The 14,219-nt window shown below is 70.2% G+C and carries 16 protein-coding genes and 1 pseudogene; 10 read left to right on the plus strand and 7 right to left on the minus strand.

Going from position 1 to position 14,219, the window contains the following annotated elements; genetic code table 11:
* Positions 1 to 797 precede the first annotated feature (797 nt).
* Complete coding sequence (locus tag VGR06_RS14655) at positions 798 to 1,658, plus strand: alpha/beta hydrolase (RefSeq protein WP_327559618.1); 861 nt, start codon at positions 798 to 800, stop codon at positions 1,656 to 1,658.
* Here VGR06_RS14655 and VGR06_RS14660 read toward each other — a convergent pair.
* Positions 1,655 to 2,830, minus strand: a complete 1,176-nt coding sequence (locus VGR06_RS14660) for an acyl-CoA dehydrogenase family protein (protein WP_327559619.1) — start codon at positions 2,828 to 2,830, stop codon at positions 1,655 to 1,657. The two genes, VGR06_RS14655 and VGR06_RS14660, sit on opposite strands and share 4 nt — an antisense overlap.
* Before the next feature lie 416 nt (positions 2,831 to 3,246).
* Between VGR06_RS14660 and VGR06_RS14665 the strand changes: the two genes are divergently transcribed.
* The 5 genes from VGR06_RS14665 (at position 3,247) to yjfF (ending at position 9,062) form a co-directional block, all read left to right on the plus strand.
* Entirely contained in the window at positions 3,247 to 4,293 is a 1,047-nt protein-coding gene (locus VGR06_RS14665) for a LacI family DNA-binding transcriptional regulator (protein ID WP_414637262.1), read from the plus strand.
* 103 nt (positions 4,294 to 4,396) lie between these two features.
* Positions 4,397 to 5,386 (plus strand): substrate-binding domain-containing protein, encoded by a 990-nt coding sequence (locus tag VGR06_RS14670; RefSeq protein ID WP_327559620.1) that lies wholly within the window; start codon positions 4,397 to 4,399, stop codon positions 5,384 to 5,386.
* A gap of 36 nt (positions 5,387 to 5,422) precedes the next feature.
* Positions 5,423 to 6,949, plus strand: a complete 1,527-nt coding sequence (locus VGR06_RS14675) for a sugar ABC transporter ATP-binding protein (protein WP_327559621.1) — start codon at positions 5,423 to 5,425, stop codon at positions 6,947 to 6,949.
* Complete coding sequence (locus tag VGR06_RS14680) at positions 6,946 to 8,070, plus strand: ABC transporter permease (RefSeq protein ID WP_327559622.1); 1,125 nt, start codon at positions 6,946 to 6,948, stop codon at positions 8,068 to 8,070. The genes VGR06_RS14675 and VGR06_RS14680 overlap by 4 nt, the downstream gene beginning before the upstream one ends.
* On the plus strand, positions 8,058 to 9,062 hold the full coding sequence (gene yjfF / locus VGR06_RS14685; RefSeq protein WP_327559623.1) for a galactofuranose ABC transporter, permease protein YjfF: 1,005 nt from the start codon (positions 8,058 to 8,060) through the stop codon (positions 9,060 to 9,062). The genes VGR06_RS14680 and yjfF overlap by 13 nt, the downstream gene beginning before the upstream one ends.
* Here yjfF and VGR06_RS14690 read toward each other — a convergent pair.
* Positions 9,052 to 9,273, minus strand: coding sequence for a nucleoside-diphosphate sugar epimerase (locus VGR06_RS14690; RefSeq protein WP_327559624.1), 222 nt, complete (start codon positions 9,271 to 9,273; stop codon positions 9,052 to 9,054). The genes yjfF and VGR06_RS14690 overlap by 11 nt on opposite strands.
* 297 nt (positions 9,274 to 9,570) lie before the next feature.
* Positions 9,571 to 9,855 carry an NAD-dependent epimerase/dehydratase family protein gene (locus tag VGR06_RS14695; protein WP_414637263.1) on the minus strand — a complete coding sequence of 95 codons (285 nt, stop codon included), beginning with the start codon at positions 9,853 to 9,855 and terminating at the stop codon, positions 9,571 to 9,573.
* Between the two features lie 86 nt (positions 9,856 to 9,941).
* Here VGR06_RS14695 and VGR06_RS14700 point away from each other — a divergent pair, with 86 nt between their 5' ends.
* Positions 9,942 to 10,508, plus strand: a complete 567-nt coding sequence (locus VGR06_RS14700) for a TetR/AcrR family transcriptional regulator (protein ID WP_327559625.1) — start codon at positions 9,942 to 9,944, stop codon at positions 10,506 to 10,508.
* Here VGR06_RS14700 and VGR06_RS14705 read toward each other — a convergent pair.
* From VGR06_RS14705 to VGR06_RS14715, 3 genes and pseudogenes are all read right to left on the minus strand, one after another.
* A pseudogene (locus VGR06_RS14705) lies at positions 10,509 to 11,250 on the minus strand (maleylpyruvate isomerase N-terminal domain-containing protein).
* A 54-nt stretch (positions 11,251 to 11,304) separates the two neighbouring features.
* Positions 11,305 to 12,123, minus strand: coding sequence for a nucleotidyltransferase domain-containing protein (locus tag VGR06_RS14710; RefSeq protein WP_327559626.1), 819 nt, complete (start codon positions 12,121 to 12,123; stop codon positions 11,305 to 11,307).
* Positions 12,116 to 12,988, minus strand: coding sequence for a sigma-70 family RNA polymerase sigma factor (locus VGR06_RS14715; RefSeq protein ID WP_327559627.1), 873 nt, complete (start codon positions 12,986 to 12,988; stop codon positions 12,116 to 12,118). Before VGR06_RS14715 ends, VGR06_RS14710 begins: the two co-directional genes overlap by 8 nt.
* A 77-nt stretch (positions 12,989 to 13,065) precedes the next feature.
* Between VGR06_RS14715 and VGR06_RS14720 the strand changes: the two genes are divergently transcribed.
* Positions 13,066 to 13,521 (plus strand): carboxymuconolactone decarboxylase family protein, encoded by a 456-nt coding sequence (locus VGR06_RS14720; RefSeq protein ID WP_327559628.1) that lies wholly within the window; start codon positions 13,066 to 13,068, stop codon positions 13,519 to 13,521.
* 81 nt (positions 13,522 to 13,602) lie between these two features.
* Complete coding sequence (locus VGR06_RS14725) at positions 13,603 to 13,917, plus strand: metalloregulator ArsR/SmtB family transcription factor (RefSeq protein WP_327559629.1); 315 nt, start codon at positions 13,603 to 13,605, stop codon at positions 13,915 to 13,917.
* A gap of 7 nt (positions 13,918 to 13,924) precedes the next feature.
* Here the strand turns inward: VGR06_RS14725 and VGR06_RS14730 are convergent, their stop codons facing one another.
* Positions 13,925 to 14,095 (minus strand): hypothetical protein, encoded by a 171-nt coding sequence (locus tag VGR06_RS14730; protein WP_327559632.1) that lies wholly within the window; start codon positions 14,093 to 14,095, stop codon positions 13,925 to 13,927.
* Between VGR06_RS14730 and VGR06_RS14735 the strand changes: the two genes are divergently transcribed.
* Positions 14,031 to 14,207: a hypothetical protein gene (locus VGR06_RS14735; RefSeq protein ID WP_327559631.1), complete on the plus strand. Its 177-nt coding sequence runs from the start codon at positions 14,031 to 14,033 to the stop codon at positions 14,205 to 14,207. The two genes, VGR06_RS14730 and VGR06_RS14735, sit on opposite strands and share 65 nt — an antisense overlap.
* Positions 14,208 to 14,219: the final 12 nt, after the last annotated feature.

Genomic DNA, 14,219 nt, shown 5'->3' on the forward strand with positions numbered 1-14,219 from the left:
GCGGACGGCCCCTCACCGGCACTGTCCACCCAGGACCCTCAGCTCAACCCACCGACTCGCACACCACGAGCAGGAATTCGCCCGATCGGTGGGGCCCGCTAACGGTGCCGAACCGGGGCCAAATCACGATGCCACGGCCACGCGATGTCCGGGCTGCTGGCAACGACGGAGGAGGACACAATCATGCTGGCCCGCCCGGTGGCGGGGACAGGCCGACGGCCGTGCCCGCCCCTGCTGCTGATGCTCGCCGCCGTCGGCATCCGCAGTGGCGCCCTCGCCGCGGCACAGCTCGCGACGGCCAGGCTCACGCCTGCGGTGCGCCGGGTCGCCGAAGATCGGCTGCTCGAGGCCGCGCTCCTGGTGTCGCTCGACTCCTTCGACGACGCCGAGTTCCAGCCGCACGGGTGGCGGACCCTGTTCTCCCGGCAGTTCCCGTGGCGGCCACGAACTGTCCGGCGGCCAGTGTGCAGCGCCCGGCCGTCACTCGCGGCCTCTACCGCGACGCCCCGATGCTCATCTGCGACGAGCCACCGCACCGCTGGACGCCGAGGCCGAGGACGCACCGCGACATCGCTGGTGTCGCCAGCCGGTGGACCACAGCCACAGCGCCGAGCGCTCCGACATGCAAGAGCGGTGTGGGGCGTTTGCGTGGTGTTCGGTGGGTCGACCAGCCCTTTGTAGACAGTGTGTCGCCGGCTGGGGGGACGACCGGGCTGAGCCCGTTGGCGGCCGGCTCCGCCGGCAAGATCACCATGGCGTTCGGTATCCGGACCGGTGTGCCTCGATAGGGTGATGGTATGCGGGTGCTTGAGACGGCTGAAGTGGATCTTGTGTATGACGTGCGGGGAACGGTGCCGGCGGAGGACGGGCGGCCGCCGTTGGTGATGATCGGGCAGCCGATGGACGCCGGTGGGTTCAGCACGTTGGCGTCGTATTTTCCGGAGCGGACCGTGGTGACGTATGACCCGCGTGGGTTGGGGCGGAGTCTCCGGAAGGACGGGCGGGTCGACAATGTGCCGGAGGTTCAGGCGGGCGATGTGCATGCCATCGTGGCAGCGCTTGGGGTGGGGGCGGTTGAGATGTTCGCCAGCAGCGGGGGTGCGGTGACGGCGCTGGCGCTGGTGGCGGTGTATCCCGGTGATGTGAGCACTGTGGTGGCGCATGAGCCGCCGCTGATCGCGGTGTTGCCCGACGCCGAGGGGGCTGAGCGGGCTCGGGGTGGGGTTCGGGACGTGTATCAGGCCAAGGGGTCGGGGGCGGGCATGGCGGCGTTCATTGCGATGACGTCGTGGCAAGGGGAGTTCAGCGAGGGGTACTTTGCTCGGCCGGCGCCGGATCCGGTGGCGTTCGGGATGTCGGGGGAGGATGACGGGTCGCGGGATGATCCGCTGCTGTCGGACCGGTCGTGGGCGGTGAGCAGTTACCGGCCTGATGTCGAGGCGATTGCGGCGGCGCCGACGCGGGTGCTGATCGCGGTGGGCGAGGAGACCGGGGACACGTTCACCGGGCGTACGTCGGTGGCGATGGCGGCGTTGCTTGGTCAGGAGGTGACGGTGTTTCCGAGTCACCATGGTGGCTTCCTGGGTGGCGAGCGCGGTTACGCCGGGCAGCCGGAGGCGTTCGCGCGCAGGTTGCGTGAGGTCCTTGAGGGGACCTAGAAGAGGAACGTGGGTTGGTCGATGGCGAGGCGGGTTTTGGCGTAGCGCTTGATGGCGGTGGGCGAGAAGCCGATGTGCTGGGCGGCGACGTGGAGGTCGCGGAAGCAGCGTTGCAGCGGGTGGTCGGCGTAGACGGCGGTGGCGCCGGCGTAGGTGTAGGCGGTGTGGACGGCGTTTTTGGCGGCGCGCATGGCTTGCAGGGTGGCCAGGAGGAAGCGGGCGCGCTGGTCGATGTCGGGTGGGTCGCCCTGGCAGGCGGTGGTCCAGAGGTCGCCGAGGCTGTCGAACACGAAGCTGCGGGCGGATTGCAGGTCGCCCTCGGCGGCGGTGAGGGCGACCTGGGCGTCGTCCTCGTGGGCGATGGTGGTGGCGGCGGTGGCGCGGGTTTTGGTGCGCGCCAACGCGGTGAACTCGTCGAGGGCGCGGCGGCCGACCCCCAGCGGGTGGCCGGCGAGGAGGATGCCGATGAGGGTGAAGAACGGCAGCCGCCACAGCGGGCCGTCGTGCGGGGCGGGGTGGAAGAAGGGCACGGTGGTGTGCTCGTCGGGGATGGTGGCGTTGCGGACGGCGAGGTCGTGGCTGCCGGTGCCGCACAGGCCGGAGGTGTCCCAGTTGTCGATGATCTCGACCTGATCCGGCGGTAGGACCGCGAGGCGCCAGTCCGGGCGGCCGTCGATCATCCGCGGGGTGCCGCCGGCCATGACGTTGCCGCCGAGGAAGACCCAGTCGGCGTGCCGGCAGCCGCTCATGAACTTCCAGTTGCCGGCCAGGCGGTAGTGGCCGGGGGCGGTCGGGGTCAGGCGGCCGATCGGGGAGAACGAGGCGGCCACGGAGATGCCACCGTGGGTGCCGGCGAGCAGTTCGCTCGCGACGCCGGGATCCAGCCAGGCGAAGAACGCGGTGGCGTTGCCGATTCCGGTGCACCAGCCGGCCGAGGCGTCGGCCCGGCTCAGCTCCTCGACGACCTCGACCAGGCGCGCCGGCTCGACTTCGAGGCCACCGAGCACCTTCGGCATGGCCATCGTGAACACCCCGGCCGCCTTGGCCTCGGCGACCAGATCGGCCGGCAGCGTGGCGAGCCGCTCGCCTTCCCTTGCCCGGTTTGAGAATCGGTCACCCAGCGCCGAAACCCGGTCAAGCAACGTCTCGGCCGGTGTGCTCGTGGTGGTCACCCCGACATGGTCTCAAGGTGTCAAGATTTCCCGCCGGGCCGGCTTGAAAACGTTTTCGAGCCGGCGGGTCCGGGCATTGCGGACCGAGCGATTCCCCTGCTGTGGAAGGGTTCCCCGACGTCAGCGGGTATCCAAACCCGACTTCCGGTAACGCGCGAGGACCCGGTCCCGGGTGCTGGTCACGGTTGGGCGCGGTTGGTTGACAGGCTGGGGTGGCACTCCTAGGCTCCCCCGTGTAACGACTCGTCGAATTCAATTCGAAATCTCGAACAAGTCGGGTGACGTCTCGCGAGCATCGCCAGCCGGTGATCCCGTGCGGTGCGAGCGAGGACGAAGCGGCCGAGTCGTGATGGGACGGTGATCTCGGGGTCTTGACGGAGTTGTTGTGAGCGCTAACAATCGTCCCGCACGACGGGATGTCAGCCAAGGTGATCACCGTGACCCAGGACTCCGCGCCGACCCGCTTGCCGGTGATGGCCGACGTCGCCCGGTTGGCCGGGGTGTCGCACCAGACGGTCTCCCGCGTGCTGAACGATCACCCCAACGTCGCCGCGCCGACCCGGACCCGGGTGCTGGCCGCGATTCGCGAGCTGAACTACCGCCCGAACTCGGCGGCTCGGGCGCTGGCCAGCAAGAGGTCGAAGACGCTCGGGGTGGTCAGCTTCGACACCACCCTCTACGGGCCCGCCTCGATGCTCTACGGGATCGAGCGCGCCGCGCGCAGCGCCGACTACTTCATCTCCATCGTGAGCCTGAGCTCGATGGCGCGCCGGTCGGTGCTGGAGGCGGTGGAGCGGCTGCGCGAGCAGGCGGTGGAAGGGATCGTCGTGATCGCGCCACAGATCTCGGCTTCGGGGGTGCTGGCGCAGGCCGGGGACGGGGTGCCGCTGGTCGGGGCCGGCTGCGGGCTCACCGAGCGGGTTCCGCTGGTCGCCATCGACCAGCGGGCCGGCGCGGCGATGGCCACCCGGCACCTGCTCGACCTCGGGCACCGCACCGTGCACCACGTCGCAGGGCCGGCTTCCTGGCTGGACGCGACCGGGCGGATCGCGGGCTGGCGGTCCACATTGGAGGGTGCCGGGGCACCCGTGCCCGAGCCGCTCAGCGGGGACTGGAGCGCGCGTTCGGGGTTCGAACTCGGGCAGCGGATAGCCGCCGACGCCGAGGTCACGGCGGTGTTCTGCGCCAACGACCAGATGACCCAGGGCCTGCTCCGGGCGTTGCACGAGGCCGGCCGCCGGGTGCCGGAGGACATCAGCGTCGTCGGGTTCGACGACATCCCGGAGGCCGCCTACTTCATCCCGCCGCTGACCACCGTCCGGCAGGACTTCGGCGAGCTCGGCCGCCGCGCGCTGGAGCTGCTGGTCGCGCGCCTGGCCGGCAATTCGGGGCCGCCGGGGCAGGTGCTGATCCAGCCCGAGCTGGTGGTGCGTGCCAGCGCGCGCCCGGTGGCCCGGGCCTGAAGCAGCCACTCGCCGGAGCCCTGAGACGAGGAAATTGTGAGCGCTAACGTCCGGACCCGAGATCACCAGCTCAACTCCGCAACTGTCCAATTTGGAGGGCACAATGCTCAACCGTAGGAATTTCCTCGCCGGGGCCGTTGTCGTAACGGCTTCCGGAGCCCTGGCCGCCTGCTCCAAGAAGGAAGCTTCGGGCGGTGGTGGCAGTGGCAGCAAGACGATCACCCTCGGCTTCTCGCAGGTCGGCTCGGAGTCCGGTTGGCGGTCGGCGAACACCAAGTCCGTCAAGGACGCCGCCGCGGCGGCCGGCATCACGCTGAAGTTCTCCGACGCGCAGCAGAAGCAGGAGAACCAGATCCAGGCCATCCGGGACTACATCGCGCAGAAGGTCGACGTCATCTCCTTCTCCCCCGTGGTCACCAGCGGCTGGGACACCGTGCTGAAGGAGGCCAAGGACGCGAAGATCCCGGTCATCCTCACGGACCGGCAGGTCGACTCCGACGCGTCCCTGTACGTCACGCTGGTCGGCTCGGACTTCGAGCTCGAGGGCGAGCGAATGGCACACCAGCTGGAGAAGGTGCTGGCGGCCAGCCCGGTCAACCCGGTGAACATCGCCGTGCTGGAGGGCACCACGGGCTCGGCACCCGCGATCGAGCGGGCAAAGGGGTTCAAGAAGGTCATGGACGCCTCGCACCCGGACTGGAAGGTCGTGGTCAGCCAGACCGGCGACTTCACCCGGGACGGCGGCAAGCAGGTGATGGCCGCCTTCCTGCAGTCGCACCCCGAGATCAACGTCCTGTTCGCGCACAATGACGACATGGGCATCGGCGCGATCCAGTCGATCGAGGCCGCGGGCAAGAAGGCGGGCTCGGACATCAAGATCGTCACGATCGACGGCGTGCACGACGGCTTCGTGGCGATGAGCCAGGGCAAGATCAACGCCATCTCCGAGTGCAACCCGTTGCTCGGCCCCCAATTGATGGAGACCATCAAGACGGTGCTGAACGGCGGCACGGTGGACAAGTGGATCAAGACCAAGGAGAGCGACTTCCTGGCCGACCAGGCGGCCGCCCTGCTCCCGAAGCGCGAGTACTGAGTCGCGGCGGTCTTGTCCAGGGAGGAGTGGTTCCGCATGGCGCAGTCCGGGCCCGTCCTGCAGATGACGGGGATCAGCAAGGAGTTTCCCGCCGTGCAGGCGCTCTCGGACGTCGACTTCCGGCTCTTCCCCGGTGAGATCCATGCCCTGCTCGGCGAGAACGGCGCCGGGAAGTCCACCTTGATCAAGGTGCTGACCGGGGTCTACTCGCTGGACGCCGGGACGATCGAGCTGGACGGCGCGGTGGTGCGGATCTCCGGCCCGCACCACGCGCAGCAGCTCGGCATCTCCACCGTCTACCAGGAGGTGAACCTGTGCCCGAACCTGTCGGTCGCGGAGAACCTCTTCCTCGGCCGGGAGCGGGCGACAGCCAGGCTGCTGCGGTGGCGGACGATGCGCCGCGAGGCCGCGGCGCTGATGGCCGACCTGGGTCTGGAGATCGACGTGGCCGCGCAGCTCGGCTCGTATCCGATCGCGGTCCAGGCCCTGGTCGCCATCGCCCGTGCGGTCAGCCCGGCCAGCGGCGTCCCGGTCCGCGTGCTGATCCTCGACGAGCCGACCTCCAGCCTGGACCACGACGAGGTCCAGGTGCTCTTCGGCCTGATCCGCCGGCTCAAGGCGGCCGGGGTGGCGATCCTGTTCGTCTCCCACTTCCTGGAGCAGATCTACGAGGTCTGCGACCGGATGACGGTGCTGCGCAACGGTCGCCTGGTCGGCGAGCGTCTGGTGGCCGAGGTCGGCCGGGTCGAGCTGGTGCGGATGATGCTCGGCCGGGAGATGGAGGAGCTGGCCGAGCTGGAGGAGGAACGCGCCGCCGGCGAGCTCGGCCCGGCGGTGCTGCGCGCAGAAGGGCTCGGGCGCAAGGGCGGTATCGCCCCGTTCGACCTGGAGCTGCACGCCGGCGAGGTGGTGGGGTTGGCCGGGCTGCTCGGCTCGGGCCGCACGGAGCTGGCCCGGTTGCTCTACGGCGCTGATCACGCCGACAGCGGCCGGCTGCACATCGGCGGGGACGCGGTGTCGTTGCGCGGCCCGCACACCGCCATCGCGCGCGGCGTCGCGTTCTGCCCGGAGAACCGCAAGACCGAGGGTCTGGTGCCGGACCTGACCGTGCGGGAGAACATCATCCTGGCGATGCAGGCCGCGCGCGGGTGGACCCGCCCGATCCCGCGCGAGACCACCGAGGAGCTGGTGCGGCGCTACATCACGGCCTTCGACATCCGCCCGGCATCCCCGGAGGTCAAGGCCGGCAGCCTGTCCGGGGGGAATCAGCAGAAGGTGTTGCTGGCCCGCTGGTTGATAGCCAGCCCGCGGGTGCTGATCCTGGACGAGCCCACCCGCGGCATCGACGTCGGCGCCAAGGCCGAGATCCAGAAACTGGTCTCCTCACTCACCGACGAGGGCATGGCCGTCCTGTTCATCTCGGCGGAGCTGGAAGAGGTGTTGCGCTTGTCGCACAGCATCGGCGTCCTGCGGGACCGGACCCTGGTCGCCCGCCTGGACAACGGTCCCGAGGTCGACGAGGACAAGATCATGGAAACGATTGCTAGCGGAACGCAATCATGAGTGCGACCAAGTCAACCGGCGAGGCCCGGGCGGGTGGCTGGGCGGCGCTCGGCCGCCGGCCGCTGTTCTGGCCGCTGGCGATCCTCGCCGCCCTGCTGCTGTTCAACCTTCCGTTCACGCCGGACTTCTTCGACGTCAGCGTCAAGGAAGGGCACCTGGTCGGCAGCCTGATCAACATCCCGTTCTTCGCGACCCCGGTGCTGCTGATCGCGCTCGGCATGACCCCGGTGATCGCCACCGGCGGCATCGACCTGTCGGTCGGCGCGGTCATGGCGATCTCCGGCGCGGTGGCCTGCCGGATCATCAGCCGGGCGCCGGACCAGAACTCGATTCTGCTGGTCCTCGGCGCGATCGGGCTCGCGCTGCTCGCGGCGATGGCCGCGGGGCTGTTCAACGGCGTCATGGTGGGCCGGCTCGGCGTCCAGCCGATCATCGCCACGCTGATCCTGCTGGTCGCCGGGCGCGGGGTGGCGCAGCTGATCACGGACGGCTTCATCCTGACCGAGCTGTCCAAGCCGTACGGGGTCATCGGCGGCTACGCCCTGGGCATCCCCACCGGCGTGTTCCTGATCGCCGCGTTCGCCGCGGGCCTGGTGTTCCTGACCCGGCGCACGGCGCTCGGCCTGCTCATCGAGTCGGTCGGCGGCAACGCCGAAGCGGCCCGGCTGGCCGGGGTCCGCGCCCAGCGCATCAAGATCCTGGTGTATGTCCTGTGTGGACTGATGGCGGGCGTGGCCGGGCTGTGGAACAGCTCCAGCCTCGGCGGCGCGGACGCCAACAACGCCGGGCTGTGGATCGAGCTGGACGCGATCCTCGCGGTGGTCATCGGCGGCACGTCGCTGACCGGCGGACGGTTCAGCATCGGCGGCACGGTCGTCGGTGCGCTGATCCTGCAGACGCTCAAGACCACGATCTTCACCATCGGCATTCCCGCTCAGGCGAACATGGTGTTCGAGGCCGTGGTCGTCATCCTCATCTGTCTGCTCCAGTCGGCCGAGTTCCGCGCCCGGATCTCCGGCGCATTTCACCGGCGCGGCGGCGGCCGGACCCCGCCGCTGGTCGAGGCCGAGCCCCCAGTCGTTCCCACCCAGACCGTGGAGGCCGCGCCATGGCCGTCCTGAGACTCGGTACCAGCGGCCGGACCGACGTCGCGAACCGCCTGCTGCGCGACCGCCGGCTGCCGATCGTGGTCACCGCGCTGCTGCTGATCGCGCTGTACCTGTGGGGCGCGTACCGCTACTCGTTCGACGGCCAGGTGGCGCCGAACCTGCTGATCAACAATGCCTACCTGATCGTCGCCGCGGTGGGCGCGACGTTCGTGATTCTCACCGGCGGCATCGACCTGTCCGTCGGCTCCCTGGTGGGCTTCTCGACGGTCCTGCTTTCCTTGCTGGTGACCAAATACCACTGGCCGCTGTGGCTGGCCGGCCTCATCGTGCTCATCGTGGGCACGACCGGCGGCGCGCTGATGGGCGGCATGGTCCACTATTTCCGGGTCCAACCGTTCATCGCGACGCTGACCGGGCTGTTCCTGTTCCGCGGGCTGAGCCTGATGCTCACCAAGGACTCGGTCCAGGTCAGCGACAAAACCGTGGCGTCCATCGCGCAGTTCCACATTCCGCTGCCCGGCGGCGCGTTCCTGTCGGTGGGTGCGGCCCTCTCGCTCGTCGTGGTCGCCGCCGCGGCCGTCATCCTGCACGGAACCCGGTTCGGCCGGCGGGTCTACGCCCTCGGCGGCAGCGAGCAGTCCTCGCTGCTCATGGGCCTGCCGGTGGCCCGCACCAAAATCGCGGTCTATGCCATTTCGGGATTCTGCTCCGCCCTGGCCGGACTGGTGTTCATCCTCTACATCCAGTCCGGCAACCCGCGCGCGGCGATCGGCATGGAGCTGGACGCGATCGCCGCGGTGGTCATCGGTGGCACGCTGCTCACCGGCGGCGTGGGCTATGTCGTCGGCTCACTCATCGGCGTGCTGCTCATCGGTTTGATCAAAACCCTGATCAGCGCCGAGGGCACGCTCAACTCCTGGTGGATCAAAATAGCCACCGGCGCACTCCTTCTGGTATTCATCCTCCTCCAGCGAATTGTTTCCGGGCGGAAACTCAAACAGTGAAATAGTGGCCTTTGTCGAGGTCGTCGAGGAGCCCGGGCTGGGTGGGTTGCCAGCCCAGCAGGTCGCGGGTCAGTGCGCTCGAGGCCGGGCTGTCGGCCGCGAGGTACCCGGCCAGCCAGCCGAAGTGCTCCCCCGCGTCCACCGGGGAGACGGCGACCACGGGGAGCTGGAGATGCCGGCCGATGATCTCGGCGACGGCGCGGATCGGCACGCCCCCGTCGGCGATCGCGTGCAGCCTTGTCGCGGGCGATGCCGATCAGGGTCGCCAGGAAGCCGTTGTCGCCGTCGCCGTGCACCGTCGGCGGAAGCCGCAGGACGGACGAGCGGAAACCGCGGTCGGCCAAGGAAAGCGTCAACTGCGCGTTGGCCAACCGGGGTGACGCCGGGCCGAGAATTGCCGCCGAGCGTTCCCCACGCGCGCCCCTGCCAACCGCGGCTCAGGGGACCGTGACGGCACCCAGCCACAATCAACCTGACAACCGCACCATGCGCCGGAACGCAACGACCGCTAGAAATTCCGGGGAGGCGGTACTGCGGCGCCCTGGTAGTTCCCGGAGAAGGCGAGGTCGTGCTTGAACGCGAGGTGGATCACGCCGTCCGACGCGGCGGCGGCGCTGCGCAGGCTGTCGAGGTCGTCAAGCGTGCCGCGGTGCACCTCCGCCCCGGCCGTGGTGAGGGCCGCGACCGCGGCATCCGTGCGGGCGAGCCCGGTGACCTGGTGACCGGCGCCGACGAGCTCGGGGACGACGGCGGAGCCGATCCAGCCGGACGCGCCGGTGACGAAAACGCGCATGAGAAACTCCAGTACGGCTCGATGTCAGTTACTGTCATCGACCGTAGCACGCGATGTCAGCTACTGTCATCAACTAGGATCACGCCATGGGTCGATGGGAGCCAGACGCGCGCGGCCGGCTCGAACAGGCTGCCCTCGCCCTCTACGGCGAACGCGGATACGAGCAGACCACCGTGGCGGAGATCGCCGCGCGGGCCGGGCTGACGGAGCGGACGTTCTTCCGCCACTTCGCCGACAAACGCGAGGTGCTCTTCGCGGGCTCCGGCGCACTGCGGGACCTCATCGTCAGCACCCTGGCGAGCAGTCCCGACTCCGCGGCGCCGATCGAAGCGGTGGCCACGGCGCTCCAGGCCGCCGGCGCCGTGCTCCAGGAGCGCCGCGAATACGCCCAGCAGCGCCAGTCCGTCATCGCCGCCAACGCGGAGCTGCGGGAACGCGAGCTGATCAAGCTCGCGTCCTGGGCCGCGGCGCTCTCCGACACGTTGCGCCGGCGCGGCGTGACCGAGCCGGCCGCGAGCCTGGCCGCCGAGGCCGGGATCGCCGTCTTCCGGATCGCGTTCGAACGCTGGATCAACGAATCCACCGGGAACGACCTGCCGCACCTCATCCGGGACTCGCTCGACGAGCTGAAGGCCGTGACCGCGGGCAAGTGATCAGCCGAGGGCGAGCGGGATCCTCGCGGCCAGCTCGCCCAGCGCGGACCTCTCGGCGCCGGTCGGAGCGCGGCGTCCGGTGCCGACCAGCAGCGCGTCCTTGTCCGAGAACGACGCCGGAATCGGTGCCCCGGCGATCTTTTCCAGCAACGCGCGGGCGGCCGCGAGGGTCTCGGCGGGCGGTTCGGCGGCCGCGGGCAGGTGCGCGATCAGGTCGAGGTGGTGCAACGTCCATTCCAGGACGTACGCGGTCAGGAAGTCGCCGGCGGTCAGCACCTCGTCGCGGGTGCTACCACGCCACCGCCTCGCAAGCTCGGCGCTGGCAACCCCGCCGCCTCGTTCCTCGGCGGCAGGGCAGTGCCCGATGGTTCGCTCCGCTCACGTGAAGACCCGGGTCGGCGAGTTCGGCGGCGCGCCCGGCGGCGGAGCCGACGTCGTCGAAATGGAACCGGAGCCACCGCGGCTCGCCGTAGGCGGCGGCCAGCCGGGGAATCAGCGCGTCGAGCGGGTCCTCGCCGGTCGGCGGCTCGACGAGCTGCCAGTAGCTGACCGAGTCCACGGTCGGTTCGCCGCCGGCCGGTGTGACCAGCGTGATCAGGATGTCCTGGGCGGCGATGACCAGGTGGCACACCAGGTCCCGCACGAGCCACCCGGTACAGCCGGACGGCCGGTCGAAGTCCTCGTCCGGGATGCCGGCGACCGCCGCGCGCAACGCCGTCCACGAGCGCGAGAAGAGATCCACTTCAACACGGTAATGCCGTACCGGAACGGCGGACAAACGCATTCGGATGGCCGGCTACCCCGACCGTCCACTGTGGAGGCGATGGGCGTCGTCGATGACCAGGGCGGCGAATTCGAGGGCGTCGCGGCGGCGGCGGAAGGGCGAGCGGTAGCCGGGGCGGGCGGGGTCGCGGCGGCGGATGCGGAGGGTTTCGTGGAGCAGGCGGTGCCAGCGGGTGGGGAAGGTGGTGAGGGCGTAGTGGGCGGCGTCGGTCTTGGAGGTGATGTCGAGGGTGGCGAGGGTGTAGTGCAGGCGGGTGACGCCGGTGACGACCCAGACGGTGGCGGCCGGGGTGAGGGTGTAGAGGCCGAAGGCGCTGCGCAGGTTGGCGGCGCGGGTGAGCCAGGGGCGCCAGTAGGTGTCGAGGTTGCCGTCGGTCCACGACGTCAGGGCGTGGGGGTCGGCCCAGATGGCGAGAGTGCCCGGGTGGGGGCCGCGGCAGGCGATGCCGTAGCGGGCGAGGGTGTGCCAGGTGATGGGGTTGTGCGCGGTGGGCCCCGCCGGATGAAGGCGGCCTTCATGAGCGTGGGGCACCGGGCCGGGTCCGCGCGCGAGGTCGGTCCAGGTGAGGTAGACGCCGTCGAAGTGCGGCCGGCGCGGCAGCCCGGCGTGCACTCGCGCCAGTGCCGCGAGGCCCGACGCGTCCAGGGGTTCGGCGGTGACGGCGACGAAGTCGATGTCGCTGGTGTGCGGGCGAAAGTCGTCGAGGGCCGCGGAGCCTTCGAGGTAGAGCCCCTCGATCAGGCCGGGGGCGGCGGTGTCGGCGGCCTTCAGATAGGTGTCGACGACCTCGCTGATGATCCGGTGCACGGGATGATCCTGCCGGTCAGTCAAGCAGGGCCGGATCGACGGTGGCGAGCAGATCCGGGGCGGTGATCGCGTCGATGGCGACGATCCGGTTGCCGACGACGGTGAAGGCCATGATCGAGCGGACCCGGCCCTTCGGCGCCACGACAACGCCGGCCACCCCGTTGATCAGTGCGGGCCGGACGAACGGGGACAGGCTGGTGAACATGAGGGCCTGGTCGGCCACGGATTGCGCGCCGCGGAGGCTGAGCAGCTTGCCGGAGCCGTCGTCGGAGCGCAGCACGATGTCCGGGTCGAGCACGGCGACCAGGGCCTCGAAGTCGCCGGTGCGGGTGGCGGCGAAGAACGCGTCGACCGCGACGCGCTGCCGGGTCAGGTCGGGGTCGGGGCTGGGCGCGGAGTCCTGCACCCGGCGCCGGGCCCGGCTGGCGAGCTGGCGGGTGGCGGCCGGGGTGCGCTCGACCACCGGCGCGATCTCCTCGAACGGCACGGCGAACATGTCGTGCAGCACGAACGCCAGGCGCTCGGCCGGGGCCAGCATGTCCAGCACGACGAGCAGCGCGAGGCCCACCGAGTCGGCCAGCAGCGCCGCCTGCTCGGGATCGACGCCGTCCGGGCGGCTGATCACCGGTTCGGGCATCCGCGCGTCCAGCGGCTCCTCGGGGTGGGTGCGCCGGGAGCGGAGCACGTTCAGGCAGATGCGCCCGACCACGGTGGTCAGCCAGCCGCCGAGGTTCTCCACCTCGCCGATGTCCGTGCGGTGCAGGCGCAGCCAGGCCTCCTGGACCGCGTCGTCGGCCTCGGACAGCGAGCCGAGCATGCGGTAGGCCACCGCCCGCAGGTGGCCGCGATGCTCCTCGAACCGCTCCGCCAGAAACTCCTCCGCACCCATCGGTCACATCCCTCCTTCGGCCCGTGTCATAGCAGCGACGGACGACAAACAGTCGAAGTGACCCGGAGGAGATCATGATGCAGGCACGGATGAAGCACCCGGCGATGACGGTGCCGGGCGCGATGCAGGCGCTGCAGGCGCTGGCCGCCTCGGCGGAGAAGGCCGGCCCGCCGAAGCGGGTGCTCGAGCTGGTTCACCTGCGGGCCAGCCAGATCAACGGGTGCAGCGTGTGTGTCGACATGCATGCCCGCAATCTGCGGAAGGACGGTGAGTCCGACGAGCGCACGTTCGCGGTGTCGGCCTGGCGCGACGCGCCGTACTTCACCGATGCCGAGCGGGCCGCGCTGGCACTGACCGAGTCGGTGACCCGGCTGGCCGACCGGGCGGACCCGGTGCCGGACGAGGTCTGGGACGAGGCGCGCCGGCACTACGAGGAGGACGAGCTGGCCGCGCTGCTCCTCGCGATCTCCACGATCAACGTCTGGAACCGGCTCAACGCGGCCACCCGCCAGGTGGCGGGAGCCTGGGCGTAACCCTGACGCCGGCGGCGCGGTCGGGAACGGCCGCGCCGCTTGGCGTTCGCCTGTATATGTCCTCCTGGCTATATTGCTTGTATGGCATCAACGTTCGAGGCGGTGGCCGAGCCGCGCCGCCGGGAGATCCTCGACCTGCTGCAGGGCGGCGAGCGATCCGTCGGTGACCTGGTCGAACGGCTGCGGTTGACCCAGCCGACGGTGTCCAAGCACCTCAAGGTGCTGCGCGGCGCCGGGTTGGTGGAGGTCCGGCGGGACGCGCAGCGGCGCTGGTACCGGCTGCGGCTGGAGCCGCTGGTGGAGCTCGACGACTGGCTGGAGCCGTACCGGCGGATGTGGACGGCCGGTTTGGACGCCCTGGAGCGACACCTGGACACGATGGAGGACTCGCCATGAATGAGGCTCATGCCACGTTGTCGACATTCGACGGGCAGCCGGTAATGCGGTTCGAGCGGCGGTTGCGGCACGCGCCGGCCAAGGTGTGGCGGGCGATCAGCGATCCGGCCGAGCTGGCCCACTGGTTCCCGGCGGCGGTCGAGGCCGAGCTCCGGCCGGGTGCGCCGATGCGCTTCACGTTCCCCGAGGAGGCGCCGGTGTCCGGGGTGTGGGACGGGAGGTGCTCGAGGTGGACCCGCCGCGGGTCTACATGTTCCGGTGGAACCAGGACGTGCTGCGGTTCGAGCTGATCCCGGACGGCG

Source organism: Actinophytocola sp. (genome assembly GCF_036002505.1).
Classification (GTDB): domain Bacteria; phylum Actinomycetota; class Actinomycetes; order Mycobacteriales; family Pseudonocardiaceae; genus DASYTH01.

What these genes read in the sequence shown, in the direction of transcription:
- VGR06_RS14725 (WP_327559629.1), top strand. Translation starts at nt 13,603, where the DNA reads ATGGCATCAACGTTCGAGGCGGTGGCCGAGCCGCGCCGCCGGGAGATC.
- VGR06_RS14665 (WP_414637262.1), top strand. Translation starts at nt 3,247, where the DNA reads ATGTCAGCCAAGGTGATCACCGTGACCCAGGACTCCGCGCCGACCCGC.
- VGR06_RS14700 (WP_327559625.1), top strand. Translation starts at nt 9,942, where the DNA reads ATGGGTCGATGGGAGCCAGACGCGCGCGGCCGGCTCGAACAGGCTGCC.
- VGR06_RS14695 (WP_414637263.1), bottom strand. Translation starts at nt 9,855, where the DNA reads ATGCGCGTTTTCGTCACCGGCGCGTCCGGCTGGATCGGCTCCGCCGTC.
- VGR06_RS14670 (WP_327559620.1), top strand. Translation starts at nt 4,397, where the DNA reads ATGCTCAACCGTAGGAATTTCCTCGCCGGGGCCGTTGTCGTAACGGCT.
- yjfF (WP_327559623.1), top strand. Translation starts at nt 8,058, where the DNA reads ATGGCCGTCCTGAGACTCGGTACCAGCGGCCGGACCGACGTCGCGAAC.
- VGR06_RS14680 (WP_327559622.1), top strand. Translation starts at nt 6,946, where the DNA reads ATGAGTGCGACCAAGTCAACCGGCGAGGCCCGGGCGGGTGGCTGGGCG.
- VGR06_RS14675 (WP_327559621.1), top strand. Translation starts at nt 5,423, where the DNA reads ATGGCGCAGTCCGGGCCCGTCCTGCAGATGACGGGGATCAGCAAGGAG.
- VGR06_RS14715 (WP_327559627.1), bottom strand. Translation starts at nt 12,988, where the DNA reads ATGGGTGCGGAGGAGTTTCTGGCGGAGCGGTTCGAGGAGCATCGCGGC.
- VGR06_RS14655 (WP_327559618.1), top strand. Translation starts at nt 798, where the DNA reads ATGCGGGTGCTTGAGACGGCTGAAGTGGATCTTGTGTATGACGTGCGG.
- VGR06_RS14720 (WP_327559628.1), top strand. Translation starts at nt 13,066, where the DNA reads ATGCAGGCACGGATGAAGCACCCGGCGATGACGGTGCCGGGCGCGATG.